This is a genomic window from Ferruginibacter yonginensis, from assembly GCF_042651465.1.
Classification (GTDB): domain Bacteria; phylum Bacteroidota; class Bacteroidia; order Chitinophagales; family Chitinophagaceae; genus Ferruginibacter; species Ferruginibacter yonginensis.
On record NZ_JBHSCZ010000001.1, the window covers coordinates 754836 to 775670 of the forward strand.

The window sequence follows — 20835 nt, forward strand, 5'->3', positions numbered from 1 at the left end:
TTTTGAACTTATTTATTAAAAACATTGCCATTTTGACGAACTAAATATAAATAATGAGTAAAGAATTTTTTTTACAAGGACAAGATGATGATATGGAGTTTATGCCTATTATTCCTTTAACTGAAGAAGATGATGAAAAGGCTGATGCACAGGACATTCCAGAAGAATTACCAATTTTACCTTTAAGAAATACCGTACTTTTTCCAGGAGTAGTTATACCAATTACTGTGGGGAGAGATAAAAGTATTAAAGCAGTAACAGATGCCTACAAAACTGACAAATTGGTAGGTGTAGTAGCGCAAAAAGACAGCAATATTGAAGAACCTCAAGTAAGTGATTTAGAAAAAATTGGTACCGTTGCAAAGCTAATAAAGCTTATAAAAATGCCTGATGGGGGTACTACTGTAATTATACAAGGCCGTAAACGCTTTGAATTAGAAAAAATTACTGCCGAAGAACCCTATTTTAAAGCAAAAATTAAAATATTAGAAGAGGTAAAACATAAAGGTGACCCTGACTTAGATGCTATTGTTGGTAGTGTAAAAGATTTAGCAGCGCAAATAATTGGTTTATCGCCCAACATACCGAGTGAGGCAGGTATTATTTTAAAAAATATTGAAAACCCCTCTTTCCTTATACATTTTGTAAGCAGTAATTTAAACTGTGAACTGAAGCAAAAACAGCAGTTATTAGAAATTAGTGACCTTAAAGAAAGGGCTGAGTTACTCATGAGCCTTATGCATACTGAACTACAGTACGCTGAACTCAAAAATAAAGTAACCAATAAAACAAGGGCTGAGCTTGATAAACAACAACGTGAGTACTTTTTGCAACAGCAAATGAAAGCCATTAAAGATGAATTAGGTGGTGATAATGTTGCTGAAGTAAAGGAAATGCAAAAAAAGGCTGAATCGAAAAATTGGCCAGCCGCCGCTGCTGAAATGTTTAAAAAAGGCATTGAAAAATTAGAGCGGATGCACCCTTCAACACCAGATTATTCAGTGGTGTACAACCATTTAGATTTGATGTTGGATTTACCTTGGAATGAATTTACCAGTGATTCATACGATTTAAAAAAAGCAAAAAAAGTGCTTGATGTTGATCATTATGGTATGGATAAAATTAAGGACCGCATTTTAGAATACTTGGCTGTTTTAAAATTGAAGGGTGATATGAAAAGTCCTATACTTTGCTTTATTGGCCCTCCCGGTATTGGTAAAACGAGTTTGGGTAAAAGCATAGCAGCAGCTATTAATAGAAAATATGTACGAGTAAGTTTAGGTGGTGTGCATGATGAAAGTGAAATTAGAGGCCACCGTAAAACGTATATTGGTGCTATGCCCGGCCGCATTTTACAATCGATACGTAAAGCAAAAAGTGGAAACCCCGTTGTTATATTAGATGAAATTGATAAGGTAGGAAACGACCATAGAGGTGACCCATCATCTGCATTATTAGAAGTGCTTGACCCTGAACAAAACAATACTTTTTACGACAATTATTTAGAACTAGAATATGATTTAAGCAAAGTATTATTTATTGCAACGGCTAATAACATCAGTAGTATTCAACCAGCTTTGAGAGACCGCTTAGAAGTAATTGATTTAAGTGGCTACGCTGTTGAAGAAAAAATAGAAATTGCTAAAAAGCATTTAATACCTAAAGAAAAAGAAATGCATGGCCTCAAAGCCAATAGCTTTAAAATGAGCGATGCTGTTTTACAAAAAGTAATTGAAGATTATACAAGAGAAAGTGGTGTTCGTGAGTTAGACAGACAATTGGCTAGTATTATGCGTTACCAAGCCAAAGAGATTGTATTAAGAGGTAAATTAAAAGCTACTATCACTAATAACGATGTTGAAAAAATATTAGGTAAACCAAGGTATAGTAACGAATTATACAAAACAGCTAATATGCCAGGCGTTGCTGTAGGCCTTGCTTGGACCTATGTTGGTGGTGATATTCTTTTTATAGAAACACAATTAGTTGAAGGTAAAGGCGATTTACAATTAACTGGCAACCTTGGTAACGTAATGAAAGAAAGCGCCAGCACCGCATTCACCTGGTTGAAAGCCAATGCAAAAAAAATAGGTGTTTCAGCCGATATTTTTAGTAATAAAAGTGCTCACATACACGTACCTGAAGGTGCTACCCCTAAAGATGGGCCGAGCGCTGGTATTACCATGATGAGTGCCTTAGCAAGTGCCTATACAGGAAGAAAAATAAAACCGTTTTTAGCAATGACGGGTGAAATTACCTTAAGAGGACAGGTTTTACCCGTTGGTGGCATTAAAGAAAAAATACTAGCAGCAAAACGCTCTGGCATTAAAGAAATTATTATGTGCTATATGAATGAGAAGGATGTACTTGAAATAAATCCGGCATTTATAAAAGGGATGAAATTTCATTACGTGAAAACAATGGCGCAGGTAATTGATTTGGCCTTGGTGTAAAAAAAGTTAAAACCCTAAAACTACGATAAGTAAAAATACGTAAGTTTGTGTGATTCAACTGATTTCATGTTGGTTGTTTTAAGGGTTAAAAGAAAAAACCCTCCATTTCAATGGAGGGTTTTTTATGTTTTATAACATACGTTTTCAATTACTTATATATTATTATTAATAAAATTAAAAATAATCGTTACTTTTTAAAAATTTTCAGCACTTAAAAAGGAAGCAATAAATGGCATTTAAATATTGCCTAAACCACCAATTTGCAGCCCAAAATGTGTAAATTTCTGCTAAAAACTATATGAGTATTTCTACTCATTTTTTGAACTGGTTAATTTTTATCTAATTGGTTGCGTTCAATCCAACTGATTTCTTTCTTTGAATTAAAAGCTTGTACAATACCAACTAAAAATATGGCTAAAACATTACTAGCTAAAAATGCTAAGTTAAAAGTGTAGTAATCTGAAATAGCATTGTAGTTGTACTTAAAAAATTTAATTAAGTCGAGTACCCAAAATATGGCCCAAGCAGCTAAAGCTGCAAAAAAAACGATGTAGCTAAATACTTTAACCGCCATTGATGATAACTGCTTTGTACGTTTATAGTAAATTAAATACACAGTTATAAATAAAATTGCTGGTACGCAAACAATAAATAAAATGTACAAATTATTAAACCAAGGCACATAGCTTAATACGCCAAAAAATAACCTTAACCCTAACATAATAAGTACCAAGGCCACTATAAACCCAACAAAAGAAAAAAACAACATCCCAAAAAGGCGAATGTATTTGCCATTATCATCCATAACCCATTATTTAAAGTAACTCAAATTTGTTTTTGGTGTTAGGTTGATTAAGCTTTCGTACATTAATTTGATGGTATTTTCAATATCATCTTTATGTAACATTTCAACCGTGGTATGCATATAACGTAATGGTATAGATATTAATACCGATGGGCAGCCATCGTTAGCGTAAGCAAACGACTCAGTATCGGTTCCAGTACTTCTACTAACGGCTCTTAATTGGTATGGAATATTCTTTTTATCTGCCACATCTTGCACAAAACTTAAAAGCTTATTATGCACTGCTGGTCCATAACACAAGCTAGGCCCTTTACCACAAGCACATTCGCCTTCAATCATTTTATTGATCATTGGTGTAGTACTATCATGCGTAACATCAGTAATGATAGCTACATCAGGCTTAATTCTTCTTGCAATCATTTCAGCACCACGTAAACCTATTTCTTCTTGTACTGCATTTACAATGTATAAACCGAAAGGTAATTTCTTTTTATTTTCTTTTAATAAACGAGCTACTTCAGCAATCATAAAACCGCCTACCCTGTTATCAAAAGCTCTACCTACAATATAACCATGTGCTAGTTCCTCATATTTATCTTCGTAGGTAACCACTGCACCTATATGTATGCCCAAAGCTTCTACTTCTTTTTTTGTACGGGCACCACAGTCTAAAAATAAATTATCAACCTTTGGTTGTGGCTCTTTGGCTTCGCTATTGCCTAAACGAGTATGAATGGCTGGCCATCCAAAAACGGCCCTTACTTTTCCTTTTTTACCATGTATTGCTACCCTCATACTTGGTGCAATTTGGTGGTCAACACCTCCATTTCTTTTTAAGTAAATTAATCCATCGGCTGAAATGTAATTTACAAACCAGCTAATTTCATCAGCATGGGCTTCAATTACCACTTTAAAAGGAGCATCAGCATTTATTACACCCACTGCAGTACCATAAGGATCTGTAAAAAAAGAATCAACATAAGGTTTAAGGTATTGCATCCATAATTTTTGTCCACCACTTTCAAAACCAGTTGGAGATGGGTTGTTAATGTAGTTTTCTAAAAACTGATATGATTGTTTATTTAAAACTGATGATACTTTGCTTGCTTTTGCCATTCGTAAAAATTTATATTACAAAGATAAATTAAAGCAACCTTTATAAAATTGTTTGAATTACTTAATAAGGAATAAAATTGCTCATTAAAAAATAGATGCGATATAAGTGGTAAGTGAGGTAAAAATCATTAGGCCATCTACAAAAAAATAATAAAATACATAACCCTGTGGCTTTTTAGATTGTAGGTATACCCACCAAACAACCGCAGCGGTTAATACAAATGCAAACATTTGTGCATCATCAAACATATACCAACGTAGTAAAATACCAGCTAGGCAATATAAAACAAAAACAATTTTTATAATAGTATCAATAGTACCAGCTTTTAAATCAGTTGCCAAACTATGTAACCCATGTTGTTGATCAATAGCAACATCTCTATTATCAAAAATGATACACAACAACAACATAAATAAAAACCTAGCATTAAAAAGAAGGGCGATACTAACAGTTGAAATATTAGAAACAAATGCAATAGATAATATGGTAGTTACATAAGCCCAAGTAAATGCCAATAATAATGTTTTAAAAAAACCAAGTTGTTGCAACTTTTTTGAAAAACTAAAAGGCAGCATGGGTAAGGCATACAACATCGTTAAAAAAGCACCAACAAATAAGTAAGGCAACAAAGCCAACTGTAAATAACCAAAAACCAAACAGCCCAAAAAACCGATGATATAAACAGCAACAAAAGAACTGTTTATTTTAATAAATTCTGCTACTTGTTTGTTTTTTGAAAAATACCATTTGCTTAATAGCCAGTAAAAATTGTATCCACAAAGCGTTGCAAAAAATACCAACGCATATAATGGCAATGAATACGCTGTATGTAATAATAGGTTTGTTTGAAAACATAAAGCCACCGCTGCAAAAGCAATAAAAATAGAATGCGATAAAATAAAACGTAACAAACGCATTATTGACAACGGAATAATACAGGTTCTCCCGTTTTTATAACATTGCTTTTATTCTTTGCAAAATCCTTTACATAAATTTCATAATAAATAGTGTCAACATGAATGGCGTTACCCGGCACTGGCCTACATTTTGTTGCTTTTTCCAATGAAGCGGTAACGGTTACTTTAAAATCCTTTCGAGTAGCACTTGATAATACCGGAAAAATAGCAGAGTCAATATCGTTGGTTAGTAAACTTTTAATGTATACCCAAGCGGTATCTTTACCATCATTATAACCTACATCACCTTCGGCATCAGTCAACTCAAAATTTACTGAAGGAAAAACAGCCGTTGGATCACTAGCATCTACAAAATTTGAAGTAAGTGATTTGTAAGTAATTTGAGGTGCTGTAGTAAACTTATCTTTCTTACAAGAAAAAAATATCGCTACAACCATCACCGCTACGGTAATATATTTCATGTGCTGTACTTTTAAAATTACACTCAAATTTAATGATTGAAAATGGTTTAACCATTTAATATTTTAGCTTTGTGTTTTTGATAACAAACAAAGCAGCGAATACAAATGACTATCATAAACGAGACGCTATTAAGGAATACGGTGCTGCATTGCAATCATCAAAATTTTGAAAGTGTAGCCTTAGCTGTTTTTAATTTTCAATATCAACATAATACTATTTACAGAACATATTGCGATTTATTAAAAATTAATCCACTCAACATTACAACAATTGATAAAATACCTTTTTTACCAATTCAATTTTTTAAAACGCAACAAATAAAAACTACCCATTTTAATGAAGCCATTATTTTTGAAAGTAGCGGTACTACTGGTAGTGTAAACAGTAAACATTTTGTAAAAGATGTTGCGCTCTATATAGAAAGCTTTACAAAAGGGTTGCAACATTTTTATGGTAACGTTGATGATGTTTGTATAATTGGATTATTACCATCTTACTTAGAAAGGCAACATTCATCATTGGTGTATATGGTACAACACCTCATTGAACAATCAAACCACCCCAACAGTGGCTTTTATTTGTATGATGTTGAACAACTAAAAAGTGTATTAGCGGTCAATGAAGCGGCACAACAAAAAACGATATTAATAGGTGTAACCTATGCCCTCATTGATTTTGCCGAAAAACATCCGATGCCATTACAACACACTATTGTAATGGAGACAGGTGGCATGAAAGGGCGTAAAAAAGAGTTGAGCAGAAAAGAAGTACATCAAATACTATCAACACAATTAGGCCTTACTCATATACATTCTGAATATGGCATGACGGAACTTTTATCGCAAGCATATTCAAAGCAGGAAGGTATATTTGATTGTCCACCATGGATGCGAATAGTAATAAGAAGTGAAGATGACCCTTTTGACATTACAACGAACATTGCTGCTGATACAAAACCAAAAATTGGAGGTGTAAATATTATTGATTTGGCCAATTTGTATAGTTGCGCTTTTATTGCGACAGATGATGTGGGTAGATTACATCCGCATCATCAATTTGAAATAATTGGTCGTTTGTATAATAGCGATATTAGAGGTTGTGGGCTGATGATATTATAGAAAATGAAAATAAATGACTGATTTTAATTAATTGATTCACACTATTTTAAAATCATAAATTATTTTTTCAAAAAAAACTATTGGCTGTAAGTATTGTCATTGTTAGGTTTTAGAAAAATGAACCTTTTTATTTAAAAAAAGATTTCAAATTTATTTGGCGAAATAAGTTTTTATCTTATTTTTGCACTCCCAACGAAACACGGGAAGGAAGAATTGGTAGCTCAGTTGGTAGAGCAATACACTTTTAATGTATGGGCCCTGGGTTCGAGTCCCAGCCAGTTCACTTGATAGGACAAGTCAGATAAACAATCTACTTGTCCTATTTTTATTTTACTGAAAGCCTCGCCAATACTATATATCAGCCGAACGGCTTCGTTCACTCTAGTGGTTCGATAATGATCACCATCAAATACCAATTTTTCGGGAAACATCGAACCAACAATTTGTCGCTTGCGCTCTGTGCCTGCATGAGCATACTCATTGCCTGCGTTTTGTAAGAATTTTATTGCACGTTCCATCAATGGTTCTAGGTTAGTGACTTGCGTTGATAGTGCAAGCTCTTGCTCTAGTTTAAAAATAGCCGTCTCACATTGCTTCTTTATAGCCCTGTAATCGTCGCCATCCATTGCATCGTTCATTAATAAATCTAATGCTTTCTTTTGCCGCTCCTGGGCCGCAGAAATCTGTTCTTTAATCTTAATTAAGCCGGATGATCTCTGCTTCTGTTGTTGCTCATATACATCGTTTAATATTAATTTATATAATTGCTGTACGGCCACGTTTGGCTGCCAGCTGTTTAACTCTGTTACAAACTTTTCATTCACTACCTCTGCCTTAAACCTAGCACCGCATTGGCTGGTGCAATGGTAAAAACTGTAGTACTTTGTACGCCCCTTACTCGAAGATGCAGTCAACAATTTGTTGCAACGAGGACAAATTAAATACCCTCGTAGCGGAAAGCGATCATCAACCATCACCTTTGTACGCTGTACTTTCTTTTTACCATCTAACACATCCTGCACCTGGTAAAACAAAGCTTTGCTTATGATAGGCTCATGCTGTGCCTCCACCAGTTCTTCTGGCTCTCCTTTGAAAGCTTCAATCTTTATAAGCCCGCAATACTCTTCGTTGCGTATGGCGTTCCAGAAAGTATTCTTCTTGCACTTCAATCCTTTCTCCTGGGCTTTTTTCCATACACTCTGAGCAGTAAATTCGCCAGTTGCCAAGGTTTGGAAAATCCAAACAATCAAAGGCGCTGTAGCATCAGGCGCTATGTACTTTTTACCATCCTCGGTAATTTTATTGCAGTAGCCTAATGGCGCCTGCCCCATGTGCCTACCTTCTTTTTTTGCACGACGCATACCTGCAAAAACATTCATTGCCCGGCGATCGTTTTCTACTTCTGGTGCAGCCAAGTAAAAGGCTAACATCATTTTATTTTCAGGCACTGATAAGTCAAGCGGCTGCTCTACTGCCTGCGGCTCTACGCCCAACTTATTTAAACGCCCTATCATTTGGTAAGCATCGCCTGCATTTCTGCTGAAGCGATCCCACTTAGTGAAAAGTACTAATTCGGCACTAAACTTTTTTTTACTCAGCTGCAATAGCAACTTAGTAAACTCGGGCCTGTTAAACGTTTTAGCGCTATGATCTTCAATGTAGGTGCCCACTACATCAAAGCCTTTTAATTCGCAATAACGCTCTAGCGTTTCTTGCTGGCTCCTTTGACTATAGCCTTTATCGGCTTGCTCATCAGTACTAACCCTGATGTATAGAATTACTTTCTTCATTGCTTAATATGTTTAATGCTGCTGAATAAAGATAATTCACAACCGCTTTCGCTTCATCAATGGTTACCACCATACCTCCAGCTTGCAACATTTGTTGCGCCTTTTCAGCTGTAATATGCTGCTTAATTGGTATGGTAGTAAATGAGCTCATGCTACTTCGTTTTCCTCAGTATCGTCATCAATTTTACTGCATGCAAAAAGAAATATTGCCGATAGCACTGCCACCACAATGAATAAACAAATAAAAAATAATTTCATACAAAAAGTTTAAAAAAGTGGCGGCGAAAAACCGCCACTCCAAACAAAAAATACACTTACAAGACTGGGCTCGTTCATAGTTTTGTTCCTTTAGTGAGCCCCCACCCTTCGGGAGATTTATCAACCATTACGCCTCAAAAACAACTGCGTTAACTTCTTGCTCCTTTACGCTTATCAACTGACCCTTACTGTCTTTAATAATTTTAAATTCTTTTTTATACAAATACAATGATCTTATTGATATGCCCAATTCTTTTGCAGCTTCAGCATCTGTTTTGCATTTATTTAATGCTTTCAACACCAGCCGCTTAATATGAAATTGAATGTTCAAAATTTCAATGTGCAATGCCATAAGCAACAATTTTTTTGGTGCGACGAGGGGACTCGAACCCCCGACCTGAAGGTTATGAGCCTTCCGAGATACCTCCTTCTCCACGTCGCATGTTATAATTTATATTACAGGATCAGCTACTTGTTGCCTTAACTCATTTAAGTAATCCTGCAGGCCACTGATATCGTTTGTACAAAGCCTAAACCCAATTTTAGATACATTTAGACTTTTCCTTAATTCGTTCAATGCTTTTATTTTCTCCTGAATAAAATTGATTGGGCTAGATACTGTTTTTGACTGTTCAATAGTGATGTAATAAACCATAGTGTATTTGCTTAAATCATATTTTTTTTCACCCTCTTTTATAGGCTCTGCAGCTTTTTCTTTATTTTTTGAAATCGCTTCTTCTATTTCGTTTAATGTGTTAAGCAACATTGCAAAAGCATCAGCAAAATCTTTTGCCCCGTTCACTTTTACATGAGTCTCTGGCTTTTTGGTACCCATATACTTTGCAGCAATTTCATGTACACTTTTTTCAGCTGCTTTCAATTCTGTGTATAAACAAGCCTTATTTATAAAATACTCAAAGTGTTCGCCTAATATGTTTGCTACTGCTTTTGGATTGGCACTATGTTGCTCGTAAATTTCTTTAAGCAATAATTCAGCAACATCAAAACTGATGCACGGAGTAGCACTTGCTACGCTTGCCCAAGCTTTTGCTAATAACGATTGGTGTGTGGCACCTACATGCTTAATGCGGCTTGTCATTTCTTTACGAGTAAGTTCGCTTATGCCTATCTCAATAGAACATGATATCATAAAATTGTTTTTTAAGAAGTGATTAATTTGCTAGCGGTTGCGGTATCTAGCTTTTTTGTATTGATTAATTGAATGACCATTTCGGCAAATACATCGGGTAAGCGGTTGCCGGTTACTGGGTTTACCTGGTGCATGTTCTCTAACAGTAACGTGTACGTATTGCCGACTTTCTCAAATGAATAGTTGGGTAACAACTTATTCATATCATTTAGCTGGAAGGCGCTATATGGAAGCTCACCTATTTTAGTTACAAAATTTACGTTGGCATATGCTTGGCGGTAGTATCCATCATGATCAAGCAGATAGCTATACAAAACCATTTCAGTTGGTGAAGTAGGCACCCAAATAAAAGCAGTAGGTGGTTTAATACCTGCCTCCCATAACTCTTTTGTTAAGTAAGGTGAAACAAAGCTGCTAAACAATGGGTGATTAGGAAGTGGTTGGCTCATTGCTAAAAGTTTTAAAAATGATTAAGTTGATTTTGGTGTAATTGCGCTGCAACAATATCTGCCCACCATTGCTGCATTAAATCCCCTTGATTAGTGAGGTTACGTTTTTCGTAAGAAAGGCAAACATTGCTATACTTAATACCAGGGCCCCATTGCTGTTGTAATAATTTTAGCGCATTCAAAGTATTGTAGCCAGTCAGCATGAGACTGCTTTGATTACTTAACATTTTACTAATAATGACATTGTCAATTACTTTAATAATTTGAACTTCACCTAGCTCAACACTTTTATATTTAAATAAACGAATTGCACCCACTACATTTAAAGCATGGTTAGTTGGCACCAGTATATTAAACACATCATTAAATATTCTGCCAGCGTACAAGCTGTTAGTTTCTATTACAATCATATCTAAGCAGTTTTAGTGTTATTGATTAAAGCATTGCGCTCTTGAATTTTTTGAGAAAAAAAAGTAAGCATTTTAATACCGGTGCTAATGTCCAATACACCGCCTTTTAAATACCTTGATATGGTTTGGGGAGTAGTATCATTTTCTTTGATGTACTCCTTTTTATCTTCTGCAGTAACATCTTGCTTGATGGCTTTTAACTTATTTCCCAATTCTTCCTTTTGTGTCAAAACTCTCGTTGTGTTCATTATTTAAACATTTTGTATTAACTTCATATTAATTACATAGCGAATGTACAAACAAAATGTTTCAAATGTGCAAACGTTTTGTTTTAACTTTTACACAAGTTATTAACAATGACAACAGGAAATATTATATTAAACGCAATCAGAGGTAAAGGCTTTACCATTGACGAAGCCGCTGAAAAGCTTGGTATCAGTAGGTCTAAGGTATATTATCAAACTTCAAAATCTATCCCAGATAAGGAGTTTATTGACTTGCTTTTAGAAAAAATGGGTATTGAGATTGTTCCGAATGATTTAGAACAAAATGTTTCAAAACGTTTTGTAGTAGGTGAGAACAAATCGTCTTATAATACTGCAAAAGATGAAATTATTGCTTCCCTCAAGCAAACAATTGAAGCAAAAGATTCAATCATTGAAATGCAACGCAACCGAATTGCTGAACTAGAAGCACAAGTAAACGCTACTGCGGTACGAAACTCCGCATAGCATACCTACGGGGTAGCAATACCCTGCTGCTGCTGCTGAGCTTATATGGTTGGTGCGATAACTAAGTGTACAGTACGGCTACTGGAAAAAAGGGTAAAGCGTTCATTTTGGGTTACTGAAATACGGACTGCGAAATTATAACCCAAACAAAAAATATAAATGAAAATTGGCATGTGTAAATGTTGTTTTAACACTGCCTTATGAAATAGATAAATTTTTAATCAATTAAAACAATACACCATGGCAAAAAAGAAAGATGTAAATGTTAACCTATTCAGGATAGAGTCTAACAACAAGGATTTTGAAAAAACAGATTTTGGCGATCAATTAATGAGCGCAAATATCAACAGCAGAATTATTTTACCAGATGGCTCAGTTAAGCAATTAAGAAAGTTTGAAAAAAGAGGAAATTACATTTATGGATCTATGATTCATAATCAAATGATCAATTTACCTCCTGCATTTAATGAAAACGACAACTCAGTAGAAGACTTAGATCTAAAAGACACACAAGGCTTGGCCTATATTTCAAACTTTATGTTTGATCCTGAGCTACAGATGTTAGCATATGAATCAAATTCAAAAGGTGTCTCAATTGGATCATTTTTAAATTTCTGCGAAAAGAATTTCAACATCCCTAGTTTGGTTGCTAACGTAGTCATTAACCCTGATGATTTTGAAAAAGTATTAAAGTTTTCAGTTATTAGAACATTGCAGGTAAAAATTGCCAGAATAGAAAATGGTAGTTTTTTTAAAAGTAAAAAGAAATCCTTAGCAGAGATAAGCAAGATTGCTGACGAAACTGATTCTAATTTAATGGACATAAAACTAAGTGTTGGACAAAGTAGAACAGAATCCCTTAATGTAAGAAAAGTTTTATCTATGATTTCAGAATTTCTTTCTTTTAAAGAAAATAAAGAAGTAAGTAAAATTTTAGTGTCTGGTAAAGAAACTTATGATGGATTAACTCAAGTTGTTGATTTAATTGATAGTAGAGTAAAATTCAAATTTGAAATTGAGATTGCTCGTTATCAAGGCTTAACACAAGTTTCTGAAATACACAGTAAGATTAAAGATGAATATGAAAAGAAAAAATTAATTTTGAAAAAATTCTACTCGAAAAAATCTTGAAATACTGCATAGAAAAATATTATCCACTAGCCATATCAGTTATTATTTTATTTGTTGTTTATAAGTACTCGCACTATTTATTACCAATGAAAGATTTAATTCCTGATATGGCTCGTAATAGCCTTTCAATTTCAGGCACTTTACTTGGTTTTTTGTTAACATTGCTAACTTTAATAAGCACAATTAATACAAGAAGAATGAGATTTGTAAAAGACAATCCTCATTCCAACTCCTTGCTGAATCAATATTTAAATATTGCTATCTGGTTTAATATTATTACTATAATTTTTGCAATAAGCATACTAGCCATAAAGATTTCAAATTTCAATTGCATAGTAGGTCAAGTAATTAACTACTGTTTTATATTCATAGTATCTCTTACACTATTATTAACTATTCGTTTTGCTAGGATATTTATTAAACTCCTGAAAGACCCAGTTAAACCCTAACCCTCCAACATCATCCATTCCATACGTATTTCACCAGTGCTAATAAGGCGGTAGCAGCCTATACTTACTATAATAAATACATTTAGTTGGTATCAATCAACTGAATACCACTTTTTACTTTGAAAATGTTTATGTAAAATATAAGGGGACAATTAATTTTTTAATTAAATTACTTGTACACTTTTACCCCCTTAAAATTTAAACACAACATGAATGTTATCTATGAAAGCGAATACATAAGAGCCGACGGAAAAAAATTTTACCTTTTTATTTTTCAACTGCAAGGATTAGTTAATGTGCACATATGCGATGTTGTTGATAACAGGCCACAAATAGCCAATATTTTACATAACTATATAACTACGATAAATAGCAATAATTTAGGAGCATTAGTAAACGAAGCTGAAAACTTTGCACGAAACTTAGTTTAAAAAAAATCATTTTAATAAACCCTAACCTTCCACCATCATCCATTCCATACGCATTTCACCGGTGCTAATAAGGCGATAGCCGCCATCATATAGCCATACGGCTACATCTTCTTCAGTAAAAATAGCAGTGGTTAAAACGCCTTGTAATGCCTCAAATATTTCTTTGGTGCTTTTGGTGAGCATACCTGGTACTGGTGCCGCAATAGGCAGATAAGTTTGGTACAGGTAATTTTTTAAGAAGGCAACGAAATCAGTATGCTCTTGTGGTGGTGGCGGCTCATGGCCATCAAAATCATCATCAGTTGGTTTTCCAAACATTTTCGCAGATTTAAAAAGTGACAGGTCACTGCAAACACTCTATAAACGAGCCTTTCCGGACTTACACCGGTATGCCTGCCACACTGCGGTGTGGAGACTCGTTTATTAAAATGTTTGCTTTGCGAAAATACACTTATTTACCAAACAATGAAATCGCTACAGCTACAACTATAATAAATAAAATAAAACAGCCTATAGCTGTTGGAACTTCAGATTTTTTTATTTCTTGATCAGTAATTTCTGGCACTAAATCTTTAATAGTTTTTTGTGGCGTCGGTGTAAAGCTTTTATGTTCTACTTTTTTATCTCCTGGCTTATATTGATTACCACAGTTTAAACAAGTAATAATTATTTTGTTGCTTCCTATTGCACCTGCAGCTAATCCTATACCGCCAGTTAGTAAAGCACCACCAATAGCTTTTCCAGCAGAAAAGCCTTTTTTATCAGAATGAAACTGATCTGAACCACATTTTGGACAACTAATTTTAGGAGGATTTGTTTCTTGCATAATTGATTATTTATAAACTACTGAAGTTGGGAGTTCGTCAATACGTTTATCATATTGTGCTTGCGTTATTTGATTTTGACTCAAAAGATACTGTAAGCGTAAAAACTCGTTTTGCTGCTTTTGCAAAATCTTACTATCTCTTTCTTTCATTGCATTTAAGACCGCTACATTGATTATAAAATAAAGAGCTATAATTGAAGCGATCGAAATGAAAGTCCATAAAAAAAAGCCTGTTTCCATATTGTAGTTTTTGGTTAATTAAAGCACCAAAATACTACATAATTACAAAGGGCGCAACAGTAAATTCACGGTACTTTGTAGCGGTATAGTATCTTCTGTTTTTTCATGCAGAAACAATACATTGTTTAACTGCACCGTATTGCTGTTATTGAGAGCTTTTAAAAATTGCTTATCGGCCAGTACTGGTACGGTAACGCTTTGCTTTTTTTGTTTGGCTTCTATCCACTGCTGGTGGTTACGCTTGAGCAATCCATCATTACCTTCTAATACCAGGCTAAAATTATTGAGCCTAACACCGTTGTTGGTGGTGGTATGGTTCATGCTCATGGGCACTTCGTTACCATTGATCACTTGCTTTTTTATGAAGAAGATGCGAAGGCTAAAATCCTTCTTAATTTTTTGGTACTTGTTGTTGTAATAGCTACCGTTTTGGCGGCAGCCTAAGTAGGGCCTGCGTATGTACAATGCATTGGCAGGGTCAAGCGCTACGTAACTACATAATGTACTCATACCTATTTTGTAGCTATCGCCACCTTCTCCTTGTTTATATTCGCCCAGGCGTTCGCTCCAAGCATCCCACTTTATAGGTGTCGTAGTAGCATTGGCCACATTGTAATACATGTTTTCGCTTTCCACAAAAGCAATATCATCAGTAGTGAACGACCTGCCAATATTAAGCGTTGCCAAGTTAGGGAAGGTGCTCACCGTACCTACCATTGTTTTGGTGTTTATATCTTTCACCCGATCGTTTCGGTAGTCATCGTTAGCATCCCACTCATAATCTAAGGTGAAGCCCGTTTTATCAGTTTCATCTTGATAGATGGCTTTAAATGTAGCAGCACAGCGACTGCTAATATCAATCACCCGGCGGTTAGTAAAAACCTGTTGGCGGTAGCTTAATAATATTTGGTTGTTGCTAAAGTTGGCCTCTAAATTAAAAAAGCTGCAAATGGCTTTTAAAAACTCCGCCACCGTAATATCAGGCACATGATCAGCCGGAAAAATTTTACGGGTATAATCAGCATGGGCCACCACACTATAAAACTCAATGGCAGTGGTATTAAATATAAACAGATCGTTCCACGATGGGTTATCTAACACATCGCCAGCAATGCTATACCCTACGGCTGCACAAGCCTGCTCAAATACATATTTGAGTTTAAAGAAAGGTATGGTTCTATAATCAATATACTCAGCTGTGCCGCTAGTGGCAACTTGGTTAGGGTTGCTGCTCTTTGGCCTACCGAACTGCCAATCATTTAAACCTGCACCTGTGCTTACAATGTAGTTAACGGTATCTTTTACCAAAAACTCATTGTTGTAGCTTTTGCTGGTATCAAAAAAACTTTCAATACCAACTGGAGCAAAGCCAATGTAATCATACTGTGGGTACAAGCCTTTTGCATGATCAGTTGCAAAATCCCTGCAATCACTGTTGAAAGTAATTGTGCCGCCGAGCGACAAATCCCTCAACTTTTTATTTTTTATTTTGCTACCAAATAAGCCTTTATTTCCACTGATGCTGGCTTTAAATGTACCTTTTGTATAATCAAGCTTACCATCTTTTTCTGTGATAGTGAGCTTTGCAAATTGTAGTTCAGGATAGCCGCTATCAAACACATCAATAGTAAAGTAATTACTTTGTGTAATTACATTACCTAAGCGTTCAATAAACCCAAGCTTGCGGCGGTTGTTATCCGTCCAAGGCATATCAATGGGTATGCTAAATTCGCCACTGGTAAGGTCTTCATCAAACAAGTTGTTGGTACGTTCCATATCGAGCACCGTACCAGGTAATAAATCTAACCAACCGCTTTCCCTTTCGCTTCTTAAAAATAGTTGTAACATATAAATAGTTTATAAACCGCTGGCATTTTTAGCGGCATTGTATTGGTTATCGGCATCATAAATTTCTTTAAGCACTACCCTTGCTTTTAACTCTTTAGGAAATTGCTCAAATACAGCTTGTAATTGTGCTACCTGCTGTTGTGTAGCTTCCAGCGCCTGCAAGTTGGCAGCACTGTATTGGTTGCCTTCTGCTGCAGTAGCGCCTATAATACCACCCTGCGCCATCATACTAATTACACCAGGGCGAATAGTTGGCTTTGGCTGAGTGTACCAGCCTGAAGTAACCCTTGCGCCACTGGCAAAACTTACGCCTCCATGGGTGCTGTTAATAGCACTAGCAATTTGTTTGGGAGTGCCGCTCACCGTCATTGTGCGATTGCTATCCATGGCATTGCTATTGATGACGGCTTCGTTTTGCTCTAGTAACATTTCGGTACGGCCAGTTAACGGGTTTACCAAATGCAAGCCTCTACTTGAATGGCTGTGCTTTGGCCCGTTTGTGATGTGGCCACCTCTACCTAACTCAGGTAGTGGTGCATTAGTAGCAGCTGCAATTTGCAGGGCACCGGTAACGCCTGCTAATGCCATTAACGCAATATTTGGAATAGCTTTAGCAATACCCGCAGCTGTATTAATGATGGCCGTAAAAATAGCTAGGGCTTTTTCTCTTTTGGCTTGGCGAAGTTTTATCTCCTTTTCCTTACGCTCCTGCTCTGCATTCAATCGCTCAATTTCTTTATCGTACTGAGCCTGGCTCAACAATTTATTATCTAACTGTTGCTTGTAGTTACTACGCTTTTTATCGTTAGCTGCTCTATCTTTTTGCAGCTCACGATTTTCCCTGTTCGTAATAAATTGGTTTAAGGCAGTCAATGCTTCCGTAAAAGCATTTACATACTTCAATACTTCATCAACTTTCGATTGAAAATATTGGCGATCTAATTCCTTCAACTGCTCTTCTAACTCCTTCTGCTTTTCAACCTGCACCGCTGCTGTATCATTGCTATTTTCAATTGTGAGTCGGTACTTTTCTTGCAGGTAGGCTTTTTCAGCGTCTAACCTTGCTTTGCTACCTACCTTAGTACCTAACACATTTAACCTTGCAAATGCCAACTGACTATCAACCGACAATTTCTTGCGTTTTTCTTCGGCTGCTACCGTATCAGCAAGTTGTTTGGCTAATTGGTCACGTTTAAACTTAGTAATGTCGCCTTCAGCTTTCTTAAACGTATTGCTGTAATCGGTAGCAATTTGTAAGCGATTGTTAGCTGCAGATTGCTCCAGTAATTTTATCTCATTATCGTACTGTTCTTTAGTGGCTTTACCTTCCACATAAGCTTGGGCTGCTTGTTGTTTACGAGCATCGAAAAACTCGTCAGACAAGCGCAAGCTTTCTTCATACTCCTTGCCACTATCACGTTCAAATATTTTTTTATAAAGCGCCTGCAATTCGGCAGTACGTATGGCTTCAATATCAGCAGCGGCCGCTTTGCCGATGTCGGTATTTTTTTTCCAAAACTTAAGCGCTTTCTCAGTAAGCTCTCTATACTTTTCTTCAATGTTCGCCTTCTCTCTATCATCATCACTGAGCGTACCAGCCTCTGCTTTTGCCCGTAATTTTTTAAGTTCTTTTTGAAATACTTCAGCTTCTTTACGAAGGCGCTCTAGTTCTGCTGCCGCTTCTTTTTCTTTACGCTTCTTTTCTGCAGCAGCTGCTTTTATTTCTTCAGGAGTTAATATTCTACCTGTGTTACCTGTAGTAGTTGATGAATTTTCTTTGCTATTAAATTCTTTCTGAAAAGCAATTTCAGCGGCTCGTAAATCAGCCAATGCTTTTTTAAATTCTTCAGTACCTCTTTTACCTGCAGCAGCTAAATTAAATACATTGGTTTGCAACCTAGCAACAGTTGCAGTTGCAGCAGCTTTTGATTTTTTGGCTAAATCTTCAGTAGTTTCAGCGCTGATGTTATTGATGATTTCAATTTCTTTCTGAACAGCCTTACGCTGATTTTTAATATCTTCTAAATCGAATGGTCTAGTATCAGTAAATAAAACAGGGCCGTTGTCTTTTGCCGGATTAGCTGCTAATTCTTTTTCAAGTTCGACTTGCTTACTAAGTAATTTTAAGTCATCCTTAGTTTTATCTTTTAACAGCTCTCTTGAGGCTTCTAACCTACCACGTAATTGTAACAAATCAGTGTATTGCTTCAATATTAAAACACCTTCGCTCGTTGTTATATTTTCTGCTGTCAAGCCTGCTAAATAGGTTGGGTTTAAAGCAATCAATTCTTTTAATGCGGCCGTCTCCGTTTCTCTACTAGTAGTTTTCGATGTTATCAACGTAACTAATTCTCCAATCTTAGCAACTTCATCTGAATAAGAGTCTACGGCTCTTTCTGATACTTCTGCTAAAACTTTTGTTTTTAAAGCAGCATCACTAACATTCTTTGAATAAGAGTTCACAGCAAAAACGATGGCTCCGATAACTGTTACTAATAAACCTAGAGGACCAAGGCCAGTATTTATTGCAATATTCCATAACCTTTGTGCAGCAGTAGCTAATGTTATTCTTCCTATTAATAAATTGGTAATAGTAAAATAGGCGCTCTGGCTTGCAATTGCAATATTTGTGGCTACAGCTATTGCTCTAGTAGCTATAGCATTTGCAATTTTAACTGCTGTTGCTTTAACGATTGAACCTGCCAATGTTATATACCTGAAGTTCAATAACACAATACCCAAACCAAGTAGCTTTAATGCAGTTGAGTTTTCATCAATGAACTTCGGTATTCTACTTAGTGCACTTATAAAACTTGATACACCTTTAACAGCGCCCTGTAAAAAGTTAGTAATACCTGGGCTACTCACGAATGAGTTAAATTGTTTACCCAACTTATCTAAAGAAGCGCCAAAGGTTTCGTTCTTTAAAGCAAAAGCTTCAGTAATAGCCGTGGTATCTTGTAGGGCATTTTTACCTAACAATATTTTTTCACGTAGCAAATCGGAGTTGCTGCCAAGCTTTGCAATAGTTTCAATGGTACGAGCGCCTTCTTCTCCAGCACCTGCTAATGATGCTGTAATTTGCTCAAACGATGTTTTGTTTTTAACCAAGCCTTCACTGTATAGCAACAAAGCTTCAGTAGCATCGCTGCTAAATATTTTTCTAAATTCCTCGGTGCTTTTACCGGCAATTTTAGCGGCCGCAGGTATATCTGCTGAAATATTGTTGAGCAACTTTTGAATTGCCGTACTACTACTTTCGGTACGAGCACCCAATTCTTCTAAGCCAGCGCCTAAGCCGCTCAGTTCACCTAAACCAATGTTGGCGGTTTTAGCAATTCCTGAAAGTCGTTGGTCAAATTCTGCTATAAAGCCACCACTAGCCACACCTGCATTGGCAAGTTCAACAAAGGCATTACCCAGCCTGGTAATATTATCGCCTGTAACCTTACCATCAAAAACGTTTAATATTTTACCAAGTTGAGTGGTAATTTGGTCAGCATTGCCTAACTCATCACCGAGGGCAACTACTAATTTATCGGTAGCTTCTGTAAAGCCAAGTATATCATTTTTTGCAACGCCTAATTTACCAGCAATGATGGCTATTTCTCTTAATGAGCCTACAGCGGTTCGGGTATCTAACTTTGAAAGTGAGCTATTCAATTTCAAAGCTTCGTCAGCAGTTAAGCCGGCTACTCTTCGTAAGTCGGCCAGCTGATCACTTAGCTTTGCACTGCCGCTTATAATATTGGTAAATTGATTGCTTAAAAATTGAAAACCTAAGTACCCAGCGGCAAGGGCGCCAAACTGTTTTACTTCGTCTTTAATTTTGCTGAAGAAACTACTGAAGCCTTGTACGCCATTCTTAACATCATAGAGGCGATTTTCAACCTCTTTGATTTGTTTCTGAAGGTCTTTAAATTCATTACTAAATGGTACAGTAGAGCCTTTGAGTGCTTTGAGTTTAGCCAGTTCGGCAGTAAGCTCTTTTTGATTTAAGGAAGTAAGGCCAATCTCTTTTTTGAGTTTGTCCATTTCAGCCGTAACAGTGGCCAGCTCCTTCTTTTTGTCGATGTAAGCCTGTGTGCCTCTTTTGAGGCCATCCATTTCAGCAGCTATATCTTTCGATTTTTTGCGGAGTTCATTCAGCTGATTTTGGGCGGCGTTGCTATTTACATTTACCTGAAGGTTAACAACATCAGTACGTACACTCATAGGGTAACAGCCGCAAGCTTAGGGTTGCGACTGTT

The 20835-nt window shown here is 36.0% G+C and carries 20 protein-coding genes, 2 tRNA genes and 1 pseudogene; 6 read left to right on the top strand and 17 right to left on the bottom strand.

What is annotated here, in order from left to right:
- The first annotated feature begins 53 nt into the window (after positions 1-53).
- Positions 54-2453: an endopeptidase La gene (lon, locus tag ACFOWM_RS03265; RefSeq protein ID WP_379707006.1), complete on the top strand. Its 2400-nt coding sequence runs from the start codon at positions 54-56 to the stop codon at positions 2451-2453.
- 328 nt (positions 2454-2781) lie between these two features.
- Here lon and ACFOWM_RS03270 read toward each other — a convergent pair whose 3' ends face one another.
- From ACFOWM_RS03270 to ACFOWM_RS03285, 4 genes are all read right to left on the bottom strand, one after another.
- On the bottom strand, positions 2782-3258 hold the full coding sequence (locus tag ACFOWM_RS03270) for a hypothetical protein (RefSeq protein WP_379707008.1): 477 nt from the start codon (positions 3256-3258) through the stop codon (positions 2782-2784).
- Between the two features lie 6 nt (positions 3259-3264).
- Positions 3265-4374 carry a M42 family metallopeptidase gene (locus ACFOWM_RS03275; RefSeq protein WP_379707010.1) on the bottom strand — a complete coding sequence of 370 codons (1110 nt, stop codon included), beginning with the start codon at positions 4372-4374 and terminating at the stop codon, positions 3265-3267.
- A gap of 84 nt (positions 4375-4458) precedes the next feature.
- On the bottom strand, positions 4459-5292 hold the full coding sequence (locus ACFOWM_RS03280) for a hypothetical protein (protein ID WP_379707012.1): 834 nt from the start codon (positions 5290-5292) through the stop codon (positions 4459-4461).
- Positions 5292-5753 carry a hypothetical protein gene (locus ACFOWM_RS03285; RefSeq protein ID WP_379707014.1) on the bottom strand — a complete coding sequence of 154 codons (462 nt, stop codon included), beginning with the start codon at positions 5751-5753 and terminating at the stop codon, positions 5292-5294. Before ACFOWM_RS03285 ends, ACFOWM_RS03280 begins: the two co-directional genes overlap by 1 nt.
- Before the next feature lie 105 nt (positions 5754-5858).
- On the opposite strand from ACFOWM_RS03285, the gene ACFOWM_RS03290 reads away from it, so the two are divergent.
- The gene (locus tag ACFOWM_RS03290) at positions 5859-6872 is read left to right on the top strand and encodes a LuxE/PaaK family acyltransferase (RefSeq protein ID WP_379707016.1); all 1014 of its coding nucleotides are present in this window, start codon (positions 5859-5861) and stop codon (positions 6870-6872) included.
- 210 nt (positions 6873-7082) lie between these two features.
- A tRNA-Lys gene (locus tag ACFOWM_RS03295) sits at positions 7083-7155 on the top strand.
- A gap of 730 nt (positions 7156-7885) precedes the next feature.
- On the opposite strand, the pseudogene ACFOWM_RS03300 reads toward ACFOWM_RS03295, so the two are convergent.
- The 8 genes and pseudogenes from ACFOWM_RS03300 to ACFOWM_RS03335 form a co-directional block, all read right to left on the bottom strand.
- Positions 7886-8662: pseudogene (locus ACFOWM_RS03300) on the bottom strand (recombinase family protein); the annotation flags it as partial.
- Complete coding sequence (locus ACFOWM_RS03305; protein ID WP_379707018.1) at positions 8631-8813, bottom strand: hypothetical protein; 183 nt, start codon at positions 8811-8813, stop codon at positions 8631-8633. The gene ACFOWM_RS03305 and the pseudogene ACFOWM_RS03300, both read right to left, overlap by 32 nt.
- 234 nt (positions 8814-9047) lie before the next feature.
- Entirely contained in the window at positions 9048-9272 is a 225-nt protein-coding gene (locus tag ACFOWM_RS03310; protein WP_379707019.1) for a helix-turn-helix domain-containing protein, read from the bottom strand.
- Between the two features lie 17 nt (positions 9273-9289).
- Positions 9290-9362: transfer RNA gene (locus tag ACFOWM_RS03315), tRNA-Met, on the bottom strand.
- A gap of 9 nt (positions 9363-9371) precedes the next feature.
- A complete protein-coding gene (locus ACFOWM_RS03320) occupies positions 9372-10070 on the bottom strand; it encodes a hypothetical protein (RefSeq protein ID WP_379707021.1) in 699 nt (232 codons plus the stop codon).
- A gap of 11 nt (positions 10071-10081) precedes the next feature.
- Complete coding sequence (locus tag ACFOWM_RS03325) at positions 10082-10519, bottom strand: hypothetical protein (protein WP_379707023.1); 438 nt, start codon at positions 10517-10519, stop codon at positions 10082-10084.
- Positions 10520-10530: 11 nt separating this feature from the next.
- Complete coding sequence (locus tag ACFOWM_RS03330; protein ID WP_379707025.1) at positions 10531-10929, bottom strand: hypothetical protein; 399 nt, start codon at positions 10927-10929, stop codon at positions 10531-10533.
- A 2-nt stretch (positions 10930-10931) separates the two neighbouring features.
- Positions 10932-11177 (bottom strand): hypothetical protein, encoded by a 246-nt coding sequence (locus ACFOWM_RS03335; RefSeq protein ID WP_379707028.1) that lies wholly within the window; start codon positions 11175-11177, stop codon positions 10932-10934.
- A 108-nt stretch (positions 11178-11285) separates the two neighbouring features.
- On the opposite strand from ACFOWM_RS03335, the gene ACFOWM_RS03340 reads away from it, so the two are divergent.
- The 3 genes from ACFOWM_RS03340 (at position 11286) to ACFOWM_RS03350 (ending at position 13671) form a co-directional block, all read left to right on the top strand.
- Positions 11286-11660, top strand: a complete 375-nt coding sequence (locus ACFOWM_RS03340; protein ID WP_379707030.1) for a helix-turn-helix domain-containing protein — start codon at positions 11286-11288, stop codon at positions 11658-11660.
- Positions 11661-11900: 240 nt separating this feature from the next.
- Positions 11901-12791, top strand: a complete 891-nt coding sequence (locus tag ACFOWM_RS03345; protein WP_379707032.1) for a DUF6731 family protein — start codon at positions 11901-11903, stop codon at positions 12789-12791.
- A gap of 658 nt (positions 12792-13449) precedes the next feature.
- On the top strand, positions 13450-13671 hold the full coding sequence (locus tag ACFOWM_RS03350) for a hypothetical protein (RefSeq protein WP_379707034.1): 222 nt from the start codon (positions 13450-13452) through the stop codon (positions 13669-13671).
- Positions 13672-13692: 21 nt separating this feature from the next.
- Here the strand turns inward: ACFOWM_RS03350 and ACFOWM_RS03355 are convergent, their stop codons facing one another.
- From ACFOWM_RS03355 to ACFOWM_RS03375, 5 genes are all read right to left on the bottom strand, one after another.
- Positions 13693-13989, bottom strand: coding sequence for a hypothetical protein (locus tag ACFOWM_RS03355; protein ID WP_379707036.1), 297 nt, complete (start codon positions 13987-13989; stop codon positions 13693-13695).
- Positions 13990-14122: 133 nt separating this feature from the next.
- Complete coding sequence (locus ACFOWM_RS03360; protein WP_379707038.1) at positions 14123-14497, bottom strand: hypothetical protein; 375 nt, start codon at positions 14495-14497, stop codon at positions 14123-14125.
- 6 nt (positions 14498-14503) lie between these two features.
- Entirely contained in the window at positions 14504-14737 is a 234-nt protein-coding gene (locus tag ACFOWM_RS03365; RefSeq protein WP_379707041.1) for a DUF6019 family protein, read from the bottom strand.
- A 42-nt stretch (positions 14738-14779) separates the two neighbouring features.
- Positions 14780-16585, bottom strand: coding sequence for a hypothetical protein (locus ACFOWM_RS03370; protein WP_379707043.1), 1806 nt, complete (start codon positions 16583-16585; stop codon positions 14780-14782).
- Positions 16586-16594: 9 nt separating this feature from the next.
- Positions 16595-20800: a phage tail tape measure protein gene (locus ACFOWM_RS03375; RefSeq protein WP_379707045.1), complete on the bottom strand. Its 4206-nt coding sequence runs from the start codon at positions 20798-20800 to the stop codon at positions 16595-16597.
- Positions 20801-20835 lie beyond the last annotated feature (35 nt).